Here is a 17,870-nt window from a genome sequence, read left to right on the forward strand (position 1 = left end):
AGGCCCGCGGAAAATGGGAGGCGCGCGGCGGCGGGCGCGGGGACAATCCCTCCCATGCACACCATCACCCGGCCGCGGCCCGACGACGCCGAGGCCATCCACGAGCTCGTCGCCACGAGCGACACCGCGGTGATCGGGGCATCGGACTCCACGCTGGAAGACATCGCGGACGATCTCGTCGAGCCCGGCTTCGACCTCGACCGGGACGCCTGGCTGGCCCACGACCTGGCCGGCCGGCTCGACGGCTGGGCCTGGGCCATCCGCAACGGCGAGAGCGACCTGGTCGACGTCGAGGTGGTCGTCCGTCCCGGCGTGAGCGGGCTGGAGGAACGGCTGTGGGAGGCCGTGCTGGCCCGCGCGGCCGAGCACCGTACAGAAGGCGGTCTCGACGCCGTCACCCTGCACATCGGCGTCTACCGCGCCGACGAGGCCAAGCGGGACCGGATGCGGAGCCGGGGCTTCGAGCCCGGCACCAGCTATCACCGCATGCGGATCGACCATGACGGGCCGGTGCAGCCGCCCGCCGCGCCGCCAGGGCTGACGATGCACTCGGGGCTCGACGAGCAGGTACGGCGCGAAGGGCACCGCGTGTACCAGGAGGGCTTCGCCGAGCACTTCGGCTTCGTGCCGACGCCCTACGAGCTGTGGCACGAGCGCCGGGAGGCCATGAGCACCACCGACTGGAGCCAGCTGGCGCTCGCCCGGATCGACGGCCGCCCGGCCGGGGTGGTGATCGGCAACGACGCGTTCCTGAGCGACGAGGGCTGCGGCTACGTGGCCACGCTGGCCGTGCTGCCCGAGTTCAGGGGCAGGGGCCTCGGCAGGTTCCTGCTGCGGCACGCCTTCGCCGCCGACGCCGCCGCCGGGTGCAAGGGCACGATCCTGCACGTCGACTCCAACAACACCACCCCGGCGCTGGGCCTGTACGAGTCGGCGGGCATGCGCCGGGTCATGGCCATCGACGTCTGGCGCCGCCGCCTCTGACCTCAGCCTGCGCACCCCGCCCGCGCACGCCGGCCGCACCCCGCCCGCGGCGATGAGCGGGTGACGCGGGCCGGGGCGGGATCAGACGCGGCGGGATCAGACGCGGTGCCGCGACAGGTGGTCCAGCACCGACTGGTTGGCCTCCCACCCGTCGGGGAACTTCACCGGCACCCCGAGCTGCACCGGCTCCGCCGAAGGGTGCGCGTCCAGCAGTTCGGCGATGCCCGCCCTGGCCACCACCACGCACGCGTGCCGGTGCCGCGACGCCAGCACGCACAGCCGCCCCGACTCCAGGTGGAAGGCGGTGGCGTCCCTGCGCCCCGACAGCGGGTGCAGCACGATCGTGACGTCGTACTCGCGGCCCTGCAGCCGGTTCGCGGTGTCCACGGTGATCTCCGCGGGCAGGCCCGCGGCCCTGATGGCGGCCACCTGGTCGCGGTGCGCGGCGCCGACGGCGATCCGGTCCGCCGTCACCGGCCGCTCGCCCTGCTCGGAGCCCGACACGGCGCCCCGCTGCAGCAGCCGCTCGGCCAGCAGCGCCACCGCCCGCACGGCCTCGCCGTCGGTGCGCACGGTGTGCCGGTTCGGCAGCTCGAGCAGCGCCCAGCCGGACCTGGCCGCCTCCTCCAGCGCCCGGTCGTGCACGGTGCCCATGCCGCCGGTCGACAGTTCCAGCCACCGGTCCCCGTGATCGGTGCCGGACCTGAAGCCGGTGAACGGGTAGAACGCCCGCGACACCACGGGCGCCGCCGACGCGGGCAGCCGCCACGAGACCGGCAGCCGGTGCACGGGCAGGTCGGGGTTGTGCCGCAGCAGCACCGAGACCGCGCTCTGCAGCGGATCCCACGACAGCCCCGACCAGCGGTCGCCGTCCACGATCGAGAACGGGTCGAGCTGGCCGGGGTCGCCGACGAACAGCGCCCGCTCGAACAGCCCCGCGATGCGCAGCAGCTTGTCGGAGCGCATCTGGTACGCCTCGTCCACGATCGCCCACGGCCACACCCGGTCGCCGATCCACGCCCACTTGTCCGCCGTGGCGATGACGATGTCGGGGTCGCCCAGGTCCTGGATGCGGGTGCCGACGCGGACGCCGGGCAGCTCCAGCAGGCGCAGCGGCGGCACGTAGCCGCCGGCCGACAGCCGGCCCACGCTCAGGTGGGGGTGTTTGTCGCTGATCCTGGACACCAGGTCGTCGACCTGCTCGTTGGTCTGGGCCACGATCATCAGCGGCTCGCCGGTGGCCGCGATGTGGGCGGCGGCGCGCACCACGAGGGTGGACTTGCCGGCCCCCGGTGGGGAGTCGACCACCACGCCGCGGTGCCGGGGCAGGTCGGCGAGCACGTTCCTGATGACCTGCTCGGGGCCGATCGTCGGCTCGCCGGTCACGACCACTCCTCCTGGGCGTCCTCGTCGTCGGGCACGTATTCCTGCGGCGGGCCTCCGTGCGTCCACGGCGTGGCCTCGGCGTCGGGCAGGGCGGGCGAGCCCTGGAAGTCGTCGGTCAGCGAGGTGTAGCAGACGCGCTCGCCGACCTCGGGCACCGCGCCGGGCGCGGGCGTCTTGCCCCGGCCCATCCCCTTGGTGATCTTGATGGTGACCAGGCCCTGGCCCGCGTCCACCAGCTCGGCGCCCTGGCCGCGGCGCTGCGGGGTGCCGAGCGAGGTGCCGGGCGGCAGGCGTACCGGATCGTCGGTCTTGATCACCACGAGCGGGCGCAGCTTGCGTGAGCGGCCCTCGCCCTCGGTGTTGTCGGGCACCGTCTCGGCCACCTCGCCCGCGAACGCCTCGCCGCTCAGCCGGTATTCGGCCATGACCAGGGGATCGTCATAGGCGCGCTGCACGTCGTAGCCGGCCTGGGCGCGTTCCATGCGGGCCAGCTTGGCGGCGGCGGTGATCGCGCCGTCGCGGCGGGGCTGCGGTGGCGCGCCCTCGGCGATGTGCACGGCCATCGCGCTGAACGAGCCGCGGTCGTGCTCCCACCGCTGCGCCACGCTCGCCCCCTCGGGCAGGGCGGCGAGCAGGTCGATCGCCTGCCACATGAGCCGCCAGGTGGGCTCCAGCTGGGTACGCAGCGCCTCGGTGATGCGCTCGGGCTTCTCGCTGTCGATGGCGGGGGCGAGCACCTCGGCGTCGAAGCCGGGGTCGGTCGCGGGCCCGGCGGGCGGCCAGATCAGCGGGTCCTCGGCCTCGTCGCTCGGCCCGGTCGTGATCCAGGCGGTCAGCGCGGCCAGGTTGGCGTCCTCCAGCCCGCTCTGCCCGCTGGCCCAGTGGCGGCCCAGCTCCTCGGTGGCGGCCGTCATCAGCGACGAGCCCGGATAGGAGGCGCGCTCCCCGAAGTACGTCAGCCACCGCCCGAGCAGCGGCACCACGTCCGGCACCGGATAGGGCCCGTCGGCCCGGCGGAAGCGGGTCGAGCGCCCGAGCAGCCGGGTGAAGGCGACACCGGCCAGGTTGGGGACGATCAGCTGCGGCGCGTCGAGCGCCCGCTCGTAGGGGTCGGCGTTCTTGCGCTCCACCGTCTCGGTGTCGTTGAGGAAGCCCTCGATGTACGGCAGCAGCACCCCGGCCAGCTCCGCCGCCCAGGCGAAGCGCAGGTCACGGTTGCGCGGCTGGGTCACCACGAGCAGGCGCGGCCGTTCGCGGTCGGTGCCGAGCATGGCCGCGAGCGGCGCGGCGGCCTCACCCGACAGCTTGAGCGGGATGAACACCATCGGCCGCTCCGACAGGTGGCAGTGCCTGACGGTCGCGACGGGCTGGGCGATGCCCTCGTCGAGGGCGCGCAGCCGGGCGAGCGAGGTCAGCAGGCTCAAGTCAGGCACTCCCGGCGCAGGCGTTCGGCGTTGCGGAGCAGCCGGGCGATCTCCTCCTGGCCGTCGGCGGGGTCGCGGGTGCCGTCGGCCAGGCCCAGCGCCTCGGCCACCGAGGCGACGCCGCCCAGCTCGTCGCGCACCTGGCGGCCGAGCAGGTCGGAGGCGCCCTCCTGGCGGGCCTCGTCGCGGCAGAAGAAGCACAGGTCGCAGGTGGACAGGCAGTCGGGCGCGTAGCGGGCGGTGGTCCTGTGCAGCGCGTCGGCCAGCTCGGCCACCGGCCTGGTGGGCCGGCCGTCCTCGCCGGGCAGCAGGTCGAAGCTGAGACCCTCGGGCAGCGCTTCGAGCAGCCGGTCGAGGGTGGTCATCCGGGTGAGCTGGCGGCGCAGCACGGCGAGCTGCCTGCGTACGTCGACCAGGGTCGCGACCGGCCGGTTGGCGAAGTTCTCCGGGCAGACCAGCACCACGTCGTGGGAGACCTTCAGCGGGTCGTGGCCCAGCTCCTCCAGCAGGGTGCGCAGCGCCAGCACGTAGACCGCCGCCTGCCGCGCCGCCGCGGCCACCGCCGCCGGGTCGGCCTGCCCGTCGATCACCGCGAACGACTTGATCTCCACGATGTGAAAGCGCCCGCCGAGCTGGAAGGCCACCACGTCCGGCTCCAGGTAGGCGGTGTGGCCGGCGATCTCCAGGCTGAGCAGGGGATGGTCGTAGAGGGTGCCCGCGTCGTGGCCCTCGGCCGCGGCCCGGTCGATCAGCGACCTGGTGTGGGCGTGGCGCAGGTGGGCGCCGACATTCTCCACGTCGTGGTAGGACACCTCGGCGACGGGCAGATTCAGCAGCTCGCGCAGCATGCGCAGCAGCTCCGCGCACCCGTCGGCCTTGACCAGCGCCTCGAACATGTTGCCGCGCGTGATCGCGAACGGCGACTGCCCGAACGGCGCGGGGAACCCGAGATGCCGGGCCGCGGCGTCCTTGTCGATGCCGGCCCCGTCCATGAGGGCCCGGCGGCTGCAGCCGGGGTTGGCCGCCAGGGCCGCGATCGCGCGGGCGTCATGCGGCTGCTGCGGCGTGGTGCCCCGCAGGGCCTCCAGCCGGTGCACGGGGTCGCCTTCGCGCTTCAAGCCGCTCACTTGGCCTTCTCCTTCTTGATCGTGCTCAGCGTAGCGGCGCCGAACAGGCGAGTGACGTCATCCAGCTGCGCGGCGGCGCGTTCTGCCAGCTCGGCGCGGTCCCGCGTGTCGCGATCCGCGTGCACGCGCAGCTCCGCGCGGGCCGCCTCGATCACCCGTACGGGGTCCGGCGGGCCCAGCACGGCCTCGCCGGCGCCGGGGATGTTCCTGGCCATCCGCGCCAATAACCGCTCGGCCCGCTCGCCGTCCGACGGCGGCGACATCGACTGCCCGGCCACCGCGATGGCGGCGGTCAGGAAGTCCACCCTGGGGCTCAGCGGGCCGACCACCCGCCGCTCCAGCGGCCAGGCGCTGAGCGCGAGCAGGCCGCGGGCGGGGGAGAGGCGGTCGGTGAGCGCGGCGCACAGGTAGTACGGGCGGCCGAAGGGCGAGGACCTGAACGAGCGCTCCTCGTCCCTGCGCAGGCTGGTGAGCTGACCGCTGCGGATCGTGCCGCCGAGGAACGCCTCGCTGACGGCCACGATCAGCCGGGGCTGGGCGGAGGCCCCGAGCAGGCGCAGCCCCTGGTGCACCTGCTCGCGCACGGTGACCAGGCCGGGCGGGCGCTCCTTGGCCTTCGGCGGCTCGCCGCTGACCAGGGCGTCCCAGGCGCGCTCGGCGCTGCGCAGCTCGGCGCGCAGGGCGCGGGCGGTGGCGCCATCCCTGGCCCGCATCGCCGTGCGCACGGCGGCCCGCAGCTCGTCGATCCGCCGCTCGAGATCGTCCAGCCGGTCACTCATGGCGCGAGCGTACCAACAGTCCCAGCATTTTCCAGTAAATCAGGAACATCTGACGCCATGGTGAGATCTACACTGTAAAGGCGAGCTCATTCCACGGGCGGGCGAAAGGGACGGGCTCGTTCCGGCGCGGCGCGGGCGGGCGGTGGCGCACGAACAGGGTCAGCAGCGAGCCCCGATCCGTCTGCCGCAGCGTGACCTCGTCACACAGGTGCTGGATCACCCACAGCCCGTACCCCTGCGTCGCGGCAGGGTCGACGGTGGCGCGGGCCAGGTGGTCGTGGGTGAGCCTGCCCGCGCGGTCGAGGACCTCCACCGCGATCCGGTCGCCGGCCTGGCGCGCGGTGACGGTGCCGGCCCCGCCGCCGTGGTCGAGCACGTTGGTGACGGCCTCGTTCACGGCCAGCACGAGGTCCTCCAGCCGGTGCCCGGGCAGCCCGCAGTGACGCGCGTGCATGCCGACCAGGTCCCGGATCAGGGCCAGGTCGGCCGTGATGGGACACCGTAGTTCGAACTCGTCAATCATCATCGCCTCGCCCGACAGGGGCTCGGGAGGGATCCGCGGGCCCCCTCCGAGCTTTCCCCGCTGGAGATCGTCAAACAGGGCGGAGCCGGTCCGGCGGCGGACGGTGAGCGAGGTTAGCCGGGAAGATTGCGCGCTCTTGACGACCGCCGGGTGCTTCGAGGGCGTCTTTCTGCGTACTTTGGGGATATGCGGGGAGACGACAGATATCTGCCGATCGGTGAGCATGGTCTGATCGGTGACCTGCGGACCGTCGCCCTCGTGGGCACCGACGGCACCATCGACTGGTACTGCTGCCCGAGATTCGACGCCCCCAGCGTCTTCGCCTCGATCCTGGACGCCGAGCGGGGCGGCGCGTTCGAGCTGTGCGCCGACGTGCCGGCCACGACCAAGCAGTTCTACTTTCCCGACACCAACGTGCTGATCACTCGCTTCTTCGCCGAGGACGGCGTGGGCGAGATCCAGGACTTCATGCCGATCACGGACGACGGCCGCGAGGCCGCCCGGCACCGGGTGATCCGCCGGGTCACCTGCGTGCGCGGCACGCTCCCGTTCCGCGCCCGGGTGGCGCCGCGCTTCGACTACGCCCGCCAGCCCCACACGGTCCGCACGGACGGCGGCCGCACGCTGTTCGAGTCGCCGTCCCTGTCCCTCGCGCTGTCGGCGAGCGTGCCCGTCGAGAACGACGGCAGGGACGCCTGGAGCGCTTTCGAGCTGAAGGAGGGTGAGCAGGCCGTGCTCGCTCTCGACCGGATCGGCGACGAGATCGCCCCGGCCGACTGCCCGATCGAGGTGGCCGAACGGGAGTTCGCGGCCACGGTGCGGTTCTGGCGCCGCTGGCTGTCCGCCTCCCGCTACCGGGGCAGGTGGCGGGAGGTCGTGCACCGCTCCGCCCTGACGCTGAAGCTGCTCACCTTCGCCCCGACGGGCGGGATCGTCGCCGCCGCCACGACCAGCCTGCCCGAGCAGCTCGGCGGGGGCCGCAACTGGGACTACCGGTACGTGTGGGTGCGCGACGCCGCGTTCTGCGTCTACGCCCTGCTCAGGCTCGGCTTCACCGAGGAGGCCGAGGCGTTCATGGGCTTCCTGTCCACGCACGTGGCCCGCGACGGCAGCAGGGCCGTCGGGCCCATGCAGATCATGTACGGCATCGACGGCCGCGCCGACCTGCCGGAGGAGGAGCTCACCCACCTGGAGGGCCACCGGGGCTCGGCTCCCGTGCGCATCGGCAACGCCGCCGCCGAACAGCTCCAGCTCGACATCTACGGGGCGCTCATCGACTCCATCTACCTCTACAACAAGTGGGGCCACCCGATCTCCAGCGAGCGCTGGGACGAGGTGTGCACGCTGGTGAACTGGGTCGCCGACAACTGGGACCAGCCCGACGAGGGCATCTGGGAGACCCGCGGCGGGCGCAAGAACTTCGTCTACTCGCGGCTGATGTGCTGGGTGGCGATCGAGCGCGCCATGCGCATGGCCGGCCAGCGCGGCCTGCCCGCCGACATCCCCCGCTGGCGGCGGGCGCGCGACACGATCTACCGCGACATCATGCAGCGCGGCTGGTCGGAGGAGCTGAACGCGTTCGTCCAGCACTACGACGAGGACGTGCTGGACGCCTCGATCCTGATGATGCCGCTGGCCAAGTTCGTCTCGCCGACCGATCCCAAGTGGCTGTCCACCCTCGACGCGCTGGGCGACGGGCTGGTCTCCGACTCGCTGGTCTACCGCTACGACCCCGAGGCCAGTCCCGACGGCCTGGAGGGGCCCGAGGGCACGTTCTCGATCTGCTCGTTCTGGTACGTCGAGGCGCTGGCCAGGGCCGGCCGCGTGGACGAGGCCCGCCTGGCCTTCGAGAAGATGCTGACCTACGCCAACCACCTGGGCCTGTACGCCGAGGAGATCGGGCACACCGGCGAGCAGCTGGGCAACTTCCCGCAGGCCATCACGCACCTCGCGCTCATCAGCGCCGCGTTCAACCTGGATCATGCCCTCGGCTGAAGACGGCATATATCGCCACAAAGGGTTGGTCAAGGGAGAATAATCCCAGGTCAAGGGCCATATCCTGGATCGATGAGACCGTTCGAGCCCAGCATGAACGACGGCATGGCGGCGGAGCTGGTCCCGGCGTTCCTCGTGATCAACACGGCCGGAACGGTCATCGGCTGGACCACGGCCGCCGAACGGCTGACCGGCTACACCGCCGAAGAGGTGCTCGGCCGCCCGGGCACGCGCCTGCTCCCGCCGGCCGACCGCGGCCCCTGGCTCAAACGGCTGAAGACCAAGGAGCGGATCTCCGGCCTGGCCGAGATCCTGTGCCGCGACGGGCACGCCGTCATCGTCCGCGCCGAGGGCGGCAAGATGCTGACCAGGCTGGCGGGCGACGCCTGGCTCGTGTCGCTGGTCCCGGCGATCGACGACCTGTTCGGCGGCCCTGGTTCGCTGCTGGAGCGGCTGCTCACCCACTTCCCCGTGGCCATGGCCTTCTGGGACCGCGACCTGCGCTGCGTGTGGCGCAACTCGGCGGCCGAGAGCCTGGAGGCGGCCTTCCCGCACTACCGGATCGGCGCCTGCCTGAACGAGCCCATCTCCGGGTACGACACCACGACCGTCAGCGGGACGATGCGCCGTGTGCTGGAGACCGGCGAGCCCGCCGTCGACCGCGAGGTACGGGCGTTCCCCGCCGACGGGCGGGGGGAGCTCACCTTGTCCATCTCGCTGTTCCGGCTGGACGGCGTGGAGGGCCGGCCGCTCGGCGTCTGCTCGCTGGCGCTCGACATCACCAATAGCCAGGCCCGCGACCGCCTGGCGCTGCTGCGCGAGGCCGGCATCAGGATCGGCAGCACGCTCGACGTCGAGCGGACCGCGCAGGAACTGGCGGACCTGGCCGTGCCGATCCTGGCCGACTACGTCACGGTCGATCTGGGCGAAGCGGTCATGCCCGGCACCGAGCCCCTGCAACGGCTGACCGCCACCCCGTCGAGCATCCCCGTCTTCCGCCGGGCCGGCGTGGCCTCGGTCCACGCCGGCATCCCCGAATCGCTCTGGCCACGCGGGCACGCGGTCTTCGTCCCGCCGTCGTCGCCCTTCACCAAGGTGCTCGATAGCGGGGAGAGTTATTTCGAGCCCGTGATGAACACCGGCGCCGGCACCTGGCTCGACGAGGATCCCGACCGGGCGCGGATGATCCACCACACCGGCATGCACTCGCTGATCATCGTGCCGATGAAGGCCCGCGGCGAGCTCCTGGGCGTCGCCGTGTTCGTCCGGCACGAGAACGCGCAGCCGTTCACCACCGACGATCTGTTCCTGGCCGAGGAGCTGGTCGCCCGCGCCGCGCTGAGCGTGGACAACGCCCGCCAGTACACCCGCGAGCGCAACGCCGCCCTGGCCCTGCAGCGCAACCTGCTGCCGCGCAACCTGAGCGGCGGCGGCACGCTGGAGGTGGCCTCCCACTACCTGCCCTCCGACCTGCACGAAGGCGTCGGCGGCGACTGGTTCGACGCGATCGCGCTGAGCGACTCCCGGCTCGCCCTGGTCGTCGGCGACGTGACCGGCCACGGCATCGACGCGGCGGCGACGATGGGCCGCCTGCGCATGGCCGTGCGCACCCTGGCCTACCTGGGCCTGCCGCCGCACGAGCTGCTCACCCGCCTCGACGACCTGGTCGCGCGCCTGGCCGAGGAGGAGGCCGGCGACGGCGAGCCGCGCGACGCCACGGGCGCCACCTGCCTGTACGCGGTCTACGACCCCGCCACCCGGCGCTGCACCATGGCCACGGCCGGGCATCCGCCGCCCGCGGTGGTGGCGCCGTCGGGCGAGGTGCACTTCCCCGACCTGCCCAGCGGCACCCCGATCGGTCTGGGCCTGGGCTCCTTCGAGTCACGCGAGCTGGAGCTGGCCCCCGGGACCGTGCTCGCCCTCTACACCGACGGCCTGATCGAGACCCGGCAGGCCGACCTCGACGTGGGCATGGACCGGCTGGGCGCCGCCCTGACCGGCGCCGCGCTGCCCCTGAACGACCTGTGCGCGCACGTGATCGACACCATCGTGGGCGACACCCCGGCCGAGGACGACATCGCCCTGCTCATGGCCAGGGTGCCGGAAAAGAGGCCGCCGTCCTGAGCCCGCCCGAGCCCGCCCGAGCCCGCTGTCGTGGGCCCGCCGCAATGAGCCGGGGCCGGCCGTGGTGCCGTCGTGGTGCCGTCAGCCGAGGGGCTGCAGCTCTCCTGGCAGGGGATCGCCGGTGACGCGGGCTCTGATCATGGCCGTGAACAGTTCCGGCTTCTCGCCGCTCCACCCGTGGCCCACGCCCGGCACCAGCCGGGCCTCGCCGTGCGGGAACGCGGCGGCGATCTCGGCCAGTGAGCCCCTGGTCAGTTCGTGCTCCTCGCCGCCGGCCACGGCCAGGACCGGGCAGGGGGACGTCCCGGCCGCGCCGGGCAGCCGGAACCCGAGCGCCTCGTCGCTGACCCGGCGGAACGACTGCCGGGTGGTGGCTCGCGCGGCCACCTCGTAGCCGGCGACGTCCTCCTCGGGGATCCTGAGCGCGCGGGCGTTGGCCCGCAGCACCGGCCCCCACTTCATCACCGGCGTGATGAGCGCGCCCATGAGCCGCAACCGGCCGGGGTTCGGGAACGGCAGCACGTTGATGCCGCTCACGATCGCGCCGCTGACGGCTTCGGGCGAGGTCGCGGCCAGGTGCGCGGCCACGTACCCGCCCATGGACAGCCCCACGACGTGCGCCGCTCCCCCGGGCGCCCGCCCGGCGATCACCTCGGCGACCAGGCGGGCGGTGTCGGCGAACGAGACCCACTCACGGGTGTTGCTGCGCCCGTGCCCGGGCAGGTCGGGCACCAGGACGCGCAGGTCCGCGGAGAGGGCGGCCACCTGTTTCTCCCACATCCAGCCGCTGGTGCCCGCGGCGTGCAGCAGCACCACCGCGGGCGCGCCGGCCGGTCCTGCCTCATGGACAAAGATCGTCATACCGGCCATGCTGGCATAGCCGGAGCCCCGGCGATCACATGAGCTCGAGCACGCTCACCCCGTACGGCGGCAGCTCCACCACGCTCACCGGGGAGCCGTCCGCGTTCCTGAGGCTGCCCTCGCGCACGACGGGCGCCGCCTTGATCTCCGCGTCCGACTGGCTGACGCACCACACGAAGACCCGGCCGTCCTCGTGCCGCATCAGGGCCGCGCTCACGAGGGGCGTGTCGAACGAGACCGCCGGCTCCACACCCGCCTGCGCGGCCAGCGCGCGGTACAGGCGCCAGGTGCCCTCCGGGTTGGCGTGCGGGGTGATCGCCGCCATGTACTCCAGCGGGTAGGTGGCCAGCACCATCCAGCCGTCGCCTGCGGCGTGCCGCAGCAGCGCGGGCCGTCCTTCGGCGTCCCGGGCCAGCACCTCCGCCCCGTCCGGCTCCACCGGCAGGTACGAGCGTGAGTTCGCCGTCCCGGCCACAGGGAAGACCAGCTCGTCCCCGGCCCGCAGATCGCCCAGGTCCGCCGTCATGGTCAGCGTCAGCCGGTCGCCCTGGATCGGCTCGACCAGGCCGTACCGGGACAGCTTGCGCACCCCGAACATGCCGTCCAGGTCCGGCCACCAGGAGCCGCGCTGGTTGGTGTGCTCGCCGGTGAAGTAGGAGGCGTACACGGTGGCGCCCGCGCGGGCCCGCTCCACCAGCGCGCGCCAGCCGGGCGCGGTGAGCTGCTTGGCCGACGGCAGCAGGTACAGCTTGCAGTCGCCGGGGATGCCGTCCCGCTCCCTGGCCACGCCGACCGTCAGGTCCGCCTCGCGGGCCGCCACGTACGCCTGCCGGCACACGTCGAAGACGATCGTCGCGTCGCCCGGCTGGGTGAACGGGTAACGGCTCTCCAGGTAGGAGGAGACGACCAGCGCCGCCTCGGCGTCGGGGCGGGAGCAGCGGGCCAGGTCCACGCGTTCGAGCACGCGGGCGAAGTCGCGCACCTCGCGGGCCTGCGCCTTGGGCCGCCCGGCCGCGTCCACCAGCCCGAAGTGCATCTCGAACGGATGGTGGCTGTAGGGCTCCTGCTGCCACAGGTCGTCGTAGTCGGTGTTGTTCCAGGCCAGCCAGCCGGTCGCGCCGGCCAGCAGGGTGTTGTGCAGGACCTGGCGGTAGTAGTGGGCGGCGTGCTCCTCGCTCGCGTAGTCGCCGGTAAGGCCGAACTCCTCCATGATCACCGGCTTGCCGCCGAGGTCGAGCAGCTCGCAGACGAACGCCGCGCCGAGGTGCTGGCGCACCGGGTCGGTCTCCATGCGGTAGACGTGCGGGCCGAGGAAGTCGACCAGCCCGGCCAGCTCGCGGACGCGGAAGCCGTTGTCGGCGCCGGTCACCTCCACGCCCCAGGCGCCGTCGCCGACCGAGACCGGCTGAGTGCCGCCGCCGGCCCTGACCGCGTCGATGAGGATCTGGGCCCAGCTCGTCACCTGCTCGTGGTCGAGGGTGCCGATGCCGCGCGAGCGCCAGTCGCCGTAGATGGGGATCTCGTTGGTCAGCAGCCAGGCGGCCACGGCGGGGTGGTCTTTGAAGCGGGCCGTCAGCTCGCGGACGTACCAGGCCTGGCGGGCCACGAACCACACGTCGCCGAACAGGTCGCGGCCCTGCCGCCAGGCGGGGTCCCAGTTCTGGCCGGACATGTGGCCGACGATGAACGTCGGGATCGTGCGCATGCCCAGCTCCAGGTGCCGGTCCAGGAAGTCGGCGTAGCGGGACACCAGCTCCTCGTCCAGCGCGTCCGGGGCGGGCATGAAGTCGGGCCAGTAGAAGAAGCTCCTGGTGACGGTCATGCCGTGCTCACGCATGACCGCGAGCTCCGCCGAGACGATCTCCGGCTCGTACGAGCGCCACATGAGCGGCCCGCCCGCCCGCGACCAGAAGTTGACCCCCACCCAGATGCCGGCGTCCGAGAGCTTGGCCGATTGCCGTTTCACGCGCGTCCGTCCTCCTGATCGTTCTGGTCTGCTCGTTTAGTCACTGCCGGTGACGAAACTCTGGATGGCCACGACCGCGCCGCCGCGGGCCCACTCGCGGAAGTCGTCGGCCTCGATGACCACGTCGACCGAGCCGGGCACGCCGCGCCGGTCGGCGGTCAGGGCGCGGTCGAGGTCGCCTGCGGCCAGCCGGGCCAGCTCCACGCCCTCGCCCGCGAGGACGACGGTCTTGACCATGGAGACGGTGGCGACGTGGGCGATGAGCCGGCCCAGGGCGGCCGCCGCCTCGCGCACGACGCTGAGGCAGACCCGGTCGCCGGCCGCGGCCAGCCGCAGGACCTCCTCGTACGTGACCGCCCGGCGCAGCCCCTGCCCGGCGGTGGCCTCGACGGACCAGCTCGACAGGTAGGCCGCCGCGCAGCCGCGATGACCCTCAGGGCACATGGGGCCGCTGGCGTCGAGCACCAGGTGGCCGAACATGCCGAGGTCCGCCTCCGTGGCGGCGACCAGGTGATCGTGGACGATGAGCGCGTACCCGATGCCGGCGCCGATCGTGATCAGCGCGAAGTCACGCAGGCCGCGTCCAGGCCCGAACCAGTGGTGCTGGTGGGCCAGGGCCGCCACGTCGTTCTTGACCACGCACGGCACGCCCAGCGCCCGTTCCATCAGCGGCGCCAGCTCCACCTGCGACCAGCCCAGGTAGGGGGCGTCGACCAGCGGCTCGCCGCCGACCTGCGCGGAGGCGCGGGCGTTGCCGCCCACCGTGACACCGGCGCCGACGGTCGCGCCGGCCCGCCACCCGTCCGGCCGCCCGTTCGGCTGCCCGCCGCGCTTCCCGTTCGGCCGCTCTCGTGGCAGGCCTTGTGGTGGAAGGCCGTTCGAGAGGTCATCGAGCAGGCGCTTGGCCTGCCGGCACACGGCCTCGGGGTCGTGGTCGGCGATCGGCTCGTCGCGGGCGGCGATGACCTCCGCGCGCAGGTCGGTCACGACGGCGTGCACACGGTCGGCGGTGAGCTTGACCCCGAGGAAGCGGTGCTCGGCGGCGGCCACGTCGAGGGGGCGGGTGGGCCGGCCGTTCACCGGGTCGTGCACCACCTCACCCTCGACGAGCAGCCCGGCGTCCACCATCGGCTTGGTCAGCCGGGTCAGGCTGCCGGTCGACAGGTGCAGGGTCTTGGCCAGCGCGGTCCTGGACTGGGGGCCGTGAATGATCAGCTCCTTGACGATGGAGCGCGCGGCGTCGGGTAGGGCGTCCCACATGCCGCCCCATCTTCGGGGCCTGACCGCCATCAACGCCAGTCTCCCTCGCTTGGCTTCGCAGCAAAGCTAACATGTCGGCCGCGTGAAAGTACCCTCACATAACCGTACTGAAATATCCGCACAAGTAGTGACATGGAGCTCATCTGTTCCCTAAGTTGACTTTCCTGCAAAGCCAACTCCGGGAGAAGGAGACGCGGGATGCGTATCAGAGGGGCCTCCGGCTCGATCGTGGCGCTCGGCATGGCGGCTCTCCTGGCCGCCTGCTCCTCGGGCACCGGCGGCGGCGACCCGGCCGCCACCACGCCGGCGGCCGAGTCGGGGCCGGTCACGCTGCAGTTCTGGTGCTGGGGCTCGGGACAGAAAGACAAGGTCGCGGCGTTCAACAAGGCCCACCCGGACATCCAGGTCCAGCACACCGACGTGGGCGGCGGCACCGACACGGCGGCCAAGCTGCTCACCGCCGGCCGCGCGGGCAACGCCCCCGACGCCGCCTGCCTGGAGTACGAGTCGCTGCCCGCCATGATCGTGGCCGGGGCGCTGGCCGACATCTCCGCCCACACCGGCCCGATCAAGGACGCGTTCAGCCCCGACGTGTGGACCCTGACCAGCTTCGACGGCGCCGTCTACGGGGTGCCGCAGGACCTCGGGCCGATGGTGTTCGTCTACAACAAGAAGCGCTTCGACGAACTGAAGATCGAGGTCCCCGTCACCTGGCAGGACTTCGCCGACGTGGCCGCCCAGGTGCGTAAGAAGGACCCTGAGGCGTACCTGGCCACGTTCGCCCCCGCCGAGTTCGGCAACTTCGCCGGGCTCGCCCAGCAGGCCGGCGCGTCCTGGTGGAAGGTCCAGGACACCACGTGGAGCGTGGGCATCGCCGACCCGGCCTCCCTGGAGGTGGCCGGCTTCTGGCAGGGGCTCATCGACAAGGACCTGGTCAAGGCCGAGCCGCTGCTCACCCCCGAGTGGAACAACAAGCTGAACAAGGGCAAGATCCTCAGCTGGCCGAGCGCCCTGTGGGCCCCCGGCGTGCTGTACGGCATCGCCGAGAAGCAGGCCGGCGACTGGGCCATCGCGCCGCTGCCGCAGTGGACCGCCGGCGACGCCCGCGTGGCCTTCCAGGGCGGCAGCGCCCTCGCCGTGACCAAGAACTCCAAGCACGTCCAGGCCGCCGCCACGTTCGCCGCCTGGATGAACACCGACAAGACGGCCAACGACCTCCAGATCGCCGCCGGTGAGTACCCGGCCTCGCTGGCCGGCCAGCAGGCCACCAGCACCAGCGAGCCGCCCAAGCTGGTCGGCGCGCAGAAGGACTACTGGCAGGTCGCCGCCAAGGCGGCCCAGAACACGATTCCGCACATCAGCTGGGGCCCGAACGTCGGCACCGCCGCCAGCGCCTACCAGGACGCCGCGGCCGCCGCCGTCCGCGACAAGACGCCGCTGGCCGACGCGCTGAAGAAGACGCAGCAGGTCGTGGTGGACGACATGAAGGCCACGGGCTTCAAGGTCGCCGGCTCGTGACCGTCCCCGCCGGCGCCCGCCGCGGGTCGCGGGCGCCGTACCTGTTCGTCGCGCCCGCGGTGGTGCTCTTCGTGGCCTTCCTGGCCGTGCCGATCGGCTACGCCGTCTACCTCAGCGTCCGCGGCCTGCGGCTGACCGGCACCGGCATCTTCGGCACCCGCCAGGAGGTCTTCGTCGGGCTGGACAACTACGCCAGGACGCTGACCGACCCCGAGTTCTGGGCCGGTTTCGGGCGGCTCGCCCTCTACGGGCTGATCAGCGTGCCGCTGACGCTCGGGCTGGCGCTGCTGTTCGCGCTGCTGCTCGACTACGCGGGCTCACGCGGCCGCCGGTTCTCGCGTACCGCGATCTTCCTGCCGTACGCCATCCCCGGCGTGACCGCCTCGCTCCTGTGGGGCTTCATGTACCTGCCCTCGACCAGCCCCTTCAGCTTCCTCACCCGGGAGCTGGGGCTGGGCGAGATCCCGTTCCTCGGCGCGGGCGGCATCTACCCGTCGCTGGCCAACGTCGCGATCTGGGGCGGCGTCGGCTTCAACATGATCATCATCTACACGTCGCTGCGCGGCATCCCCGCCGAGCTGTACGACGCCGCCCGCATCGACGGCGCCTCCGAGTGGCGGATCGCCTGGCACGTCAAGATCCCCCTGGTCGCGCCCGCCCTCGTGCTCACCGGCCTGTTCGCGCTCATCGGCACGCTGCAGGTGTACGGCGAGCCGACCACGCTCAAACCGATGACCACCGAGATCTCCCAGACCTGGGTGCCCCTGATGCTGATCTACCGCAACGCCTTCCTCCGCGACGACCTGCCGCTGGCCTCGGCCGCCTCCGTCGTCCTGGCCGCCGGCACCCTGGCCGTCTCCGTCGTGCTGCTGAAGCTCACCCAGCGGCGGGCGTTCGGAGGCATGCGATGAAGGCGCACCCGCTGCCGCACCAGCGGGCCAAGGTCCTGCCCACCGTCGTCCTGCTCGTCGGCGCGCTCTACTGCCTGGTGCCGGTCGCCTGGGTGATCGTGGCCTCGACCAAGTCCAGTGCCGAGCTCTTCTCCACCTTCACCTTCGCCCCCGGCACCGGCCTGCTGGACAACCTGCGCGACCTGTTCGCGTACGGCGACGGCCAGTTCGTGCGATGGGCGGCCAACAGCGCCCTGTACGCCGTCGCCGGCTCCGCCGCCTCCACCCTCATCTCGACCCTGGCCGGCTACGGCATGGCCAAGTACGAGTTCCGGGGCCGCGGCGTGCTGTTCTACGCGATCCTGGCCGGCGTGCTCGTGCCCGGCATGACCCTGGCCATCCCGCAGTACCTGATCATGTCGGAGCTGAACCTGGTCGGCGGCTACTGGTCGGTCCTGCTGCCCAGCCTCATCTCGCCGTTCGGGATCTACCTCGCCCGCGTGTACGCCCTGTCCTCGGTGCCGGACGCCACCCTGGAGGCGGCCAGGATCGACGGGGCGAGCGAATATCGCATCTTCGGCTCCATCGGGCTGCCCATGATGGTCCCCGGCATGGTGACGATCTTCATGCTGCACTTCGTGGGCACGTGGAACAACTTCCTGCTGCCGTACATCATGCTGTCCGACCAGTCCAAGTTCCCGATCACCGTGGGCCTCTACACGCTGCTGTCCAAGGGGTCGTCCGAGCCCGCCCTCTACGGCATCGCGATCGTGGGCGCCGCCGTGTCGGTGATCCCGCTCATCGCGTTGCTGCTGTTCCTGCAGCGCTTCTGGCGGCTGGACCTGCTCAGCGGCGGCCTGAAGGGCTGACAGTCCCCCAGGAGGGGATGTGAACAAGATTCGTGTCCTCCTTGAACGGCGGCCGATTCGGGCGGATCCTGGTCACTAGTCCGATCATTCCTTCGTCTCCATACACACCTACGACCACCACGGGAGCAGCACCCGCGGGGGCGGCGAGCACCGCCCGCGCGCGA

General features: G+C 72.3%; 14 protein-coding genes. 6 read left to right on the forward strand and 8 right to left on the reverse strand.

All coding sequences use genetic code 11. The features are described 5' to 3' along the window. Window positions 1-54 precede the first annotated feature (54 nt). Window positions 55-984, forward strand: a complete 930-nt coding sequence (locus tag AB0C27_RS12810) for a GNAT family N-acetyltransferase (RefSeq protein WP_357842158.1) — start codon at window positions 55-57, stop codon at window positions 982-984. Between the two features lie 96 nt (window positions 985-1,080). On the opposite strand, the gene AB0C27_RS12815 is transcribed toward AB0C27_RS12810, so the two are convergent. The 5 genes from AB0C27_RS12815 to AB0C27_RS12835 all read right to left on the reverse strand — a co-directional run bounded on the left by AB0C27_RS12815 (window position 1,081) and on the right by AB0C27_RS12835 (window position 6,226). Next, entirely contained in the window at window positions 1,081-2,370 is a 1,290-nt protein-coding gene (locus AB0C27_RS12815) for an AAA family ATPase (RefSeq protein WP_357842161.1), read from the reverse strand. Beyond that, window positions 2,367-3,794: a hypothetical protein gene (locus tag AB0C27_RS12820; RefSeq protein WP_357842164.1), complete on the reverse strand. Its 1,428-nt coding sequence runs from the start codon at window positions 3,792-3,794 to the stop codon at window positions 2,367-2,369. The genes AB0C27_RS12815 and AB0C27_RS12820 overlap by 4 nt, the downstream gene beginning before the upstream one ends. Beyond that, the gene (locus AB0C27_RS12825; RefSeq protein ID WP_357842167.1) at window positions 3,791-4,921 is read right to left on the reverse strand and encodes a hypothetical protein; all 1,131 of its coding nucleotides are present in this window, start codon (window positions 4,919-4,921) and stop codon (window positions 3,791-3,793) included. Before AB0C27_RS12825 ends, AB0C27_RS12820 begins: the two co-directional genes overlap by 4 nt. Next, the gene (locus AB0C27_RS12830; protein WP_357842170.1) at window positions 4,918-5,700 is read right to left on the reverse strand and encodes a hypothetical protein; all 783 of its coding nucleotides are present in this window, start codon (window positions 5,698-5,700) and stop codon (window positions 4,918-4,920) included. The genes AB0C27_RS12825 and AB0C27_RS12830 overlap by 4 nt, the downstream gene beginning before the upstream one ends. A 67-nt stretch (window positions 5,701-5,767) precedes the next feature. Continuing rightward, window positions 5,768-6,226: an ATP-binding protein gene (locus AB0C27_RS12835; RefSeq protein WP_357842173.1), complete on the reverse strand. Its 459-nt coding sequence runs from the start codon at window positions 6,224-6,226 to the stop codon at window positions 5,768-5,770. A 183-nt stretch (window positions 6,227-6,409) separates the two neighbouring features. Between AB0C27_RS12835 and AB0C27_RS12840 the strand changes: the two genes are divergently transcribed. Further along, window positions 6,410-8,218, forward strand: coding sequence for a glycoside hydrolase family 15 protein (locus AB0C27_RS12840; protein WP_357842177.1), 1,809 nt, complete (start codon window positions 6,410-6,412; stop codon window positions 8,216-8,218). A 72-nt stretch (window positions 8,219-8,290) separates the two neighbouring features. After that, complete coding sequence (locus AB0C27_RS12845; protein WP_357842179.1) at window positions 8,291-10,342, forward strand: SpoIIE family protein phosphatase; 2,052 nt, start codon at window positions 8,291-8,293, stop codon at window positions 10,340-10,342. Window positions 10,343-10,423: 81 nt separating this feature from the next. Here AB0C27_RS12845 and AB0C27_RS12850 read toward each other — a convergent pair whose 3' ends face one another. From AB0C27_RS12850 to AB0C27_RS12860, 3 genes are read right to left on the reverse strand one after another with little or no spacing between them, the layout of a single operon-like run. Continuing rightward, window positions 10,424-11,203 (reverse strand): alpha/beta hydrolase, encoded by a 780-nt coding sequence (locus AB0C27_RS12850; protein ID WP_357842182.1) that lies wholly within the window; start codon window positions 11,201-11,203, stop codon window positions 10,424-10,426. Window positions 11,204-11,237: 34 nt separating this feature from the next. Continuing rightward, on the reverse strand, window positions 11,238-13,169 hold the full coding sequence (locus AB0C27_RS12855; protein WP_357842185.1) for a cellulase family glycosylhydrolase: 1,932 nt from the start codon (window positions 13,167-13,169) through the stop codon (window positions 11,238-11,240). A 36-nt stretch (window positions 13,170-13,205) separates the two neighbouring features. After that, window positions 13,206-14,429, reverse strand: a complete 1,224-nt coding sequence (locus AB0C27_RS12860) for an ROK family transcriptional regulator (protein WP_357842188.1) — start codon at window positions 14,427-14,429, stop codon at window positions 13,206-13,208. Window positions 14,430-14,627: 198 nt separating this feature from the next. Between AB0C27_RS12860 and AB0C27_RS12865 the strand changes: the two genes are divergently transcribed. The 3 genes from AB0C27_RS12865 to AB0C27_RS12875 are packed head-to-tail and all read left to right on the forward strand — an operon-like array spanning window position 14,628 to window position 17,706. Further along, on the forward strand, window positions 14,628-15,947 hold the full coding sequence (locus AB0C27_RS12865; RefSeq protein WP_357842191.1) for an extracellular solute-binding protein: 1,320 nt from the start codon (window positions 14,628-14,630) through the stop codon (window positions 15,945-15,947). Continuing rightward, window positions 15,944-16,858 (forward strand): sugar ABC transporter permease, encoded by a 915-nt coding sequence (locus AB0C27_RS12870; protein WP_357842193.1) that lies wholly within the window; start codon window positions 15,944-15,946, stop codon window positions 16,856-16,858. Before AB0C27_RS12865 ends, AB0C27_RS12870 begins: the two co-directional genes overlap by 4 nt. Continuing rightward, a complete protein-coding gene (locus AB0C27_RS12875; protein WP_357842196.1) occupies window positions 16,855-17,706 on the forward strand; it encodes a carbohydrate ABC transporter permease in 852 nt (283 codons plus the stop codon). The genes AB0C27_RS12870 and AB0C27_RS12875 overlap by 4 nt, the downstream gene beginning before the upstream one ends. Window positions 17,707-17,870: the final 164 nt, after the last annotated feature.

Origin of the sequence: Nonomuraea sp. NPDC048882, from assembly GCF_040649755.1 — a bacterium.
Taxonomy (GTDB): domain Bacteria; phylum Actinomycetota; class Actinomycetes; order Streptosporangiales; family Streptosporangiaceae; genus Nonomuraea; species Nonomuraea maheshkhaliensis.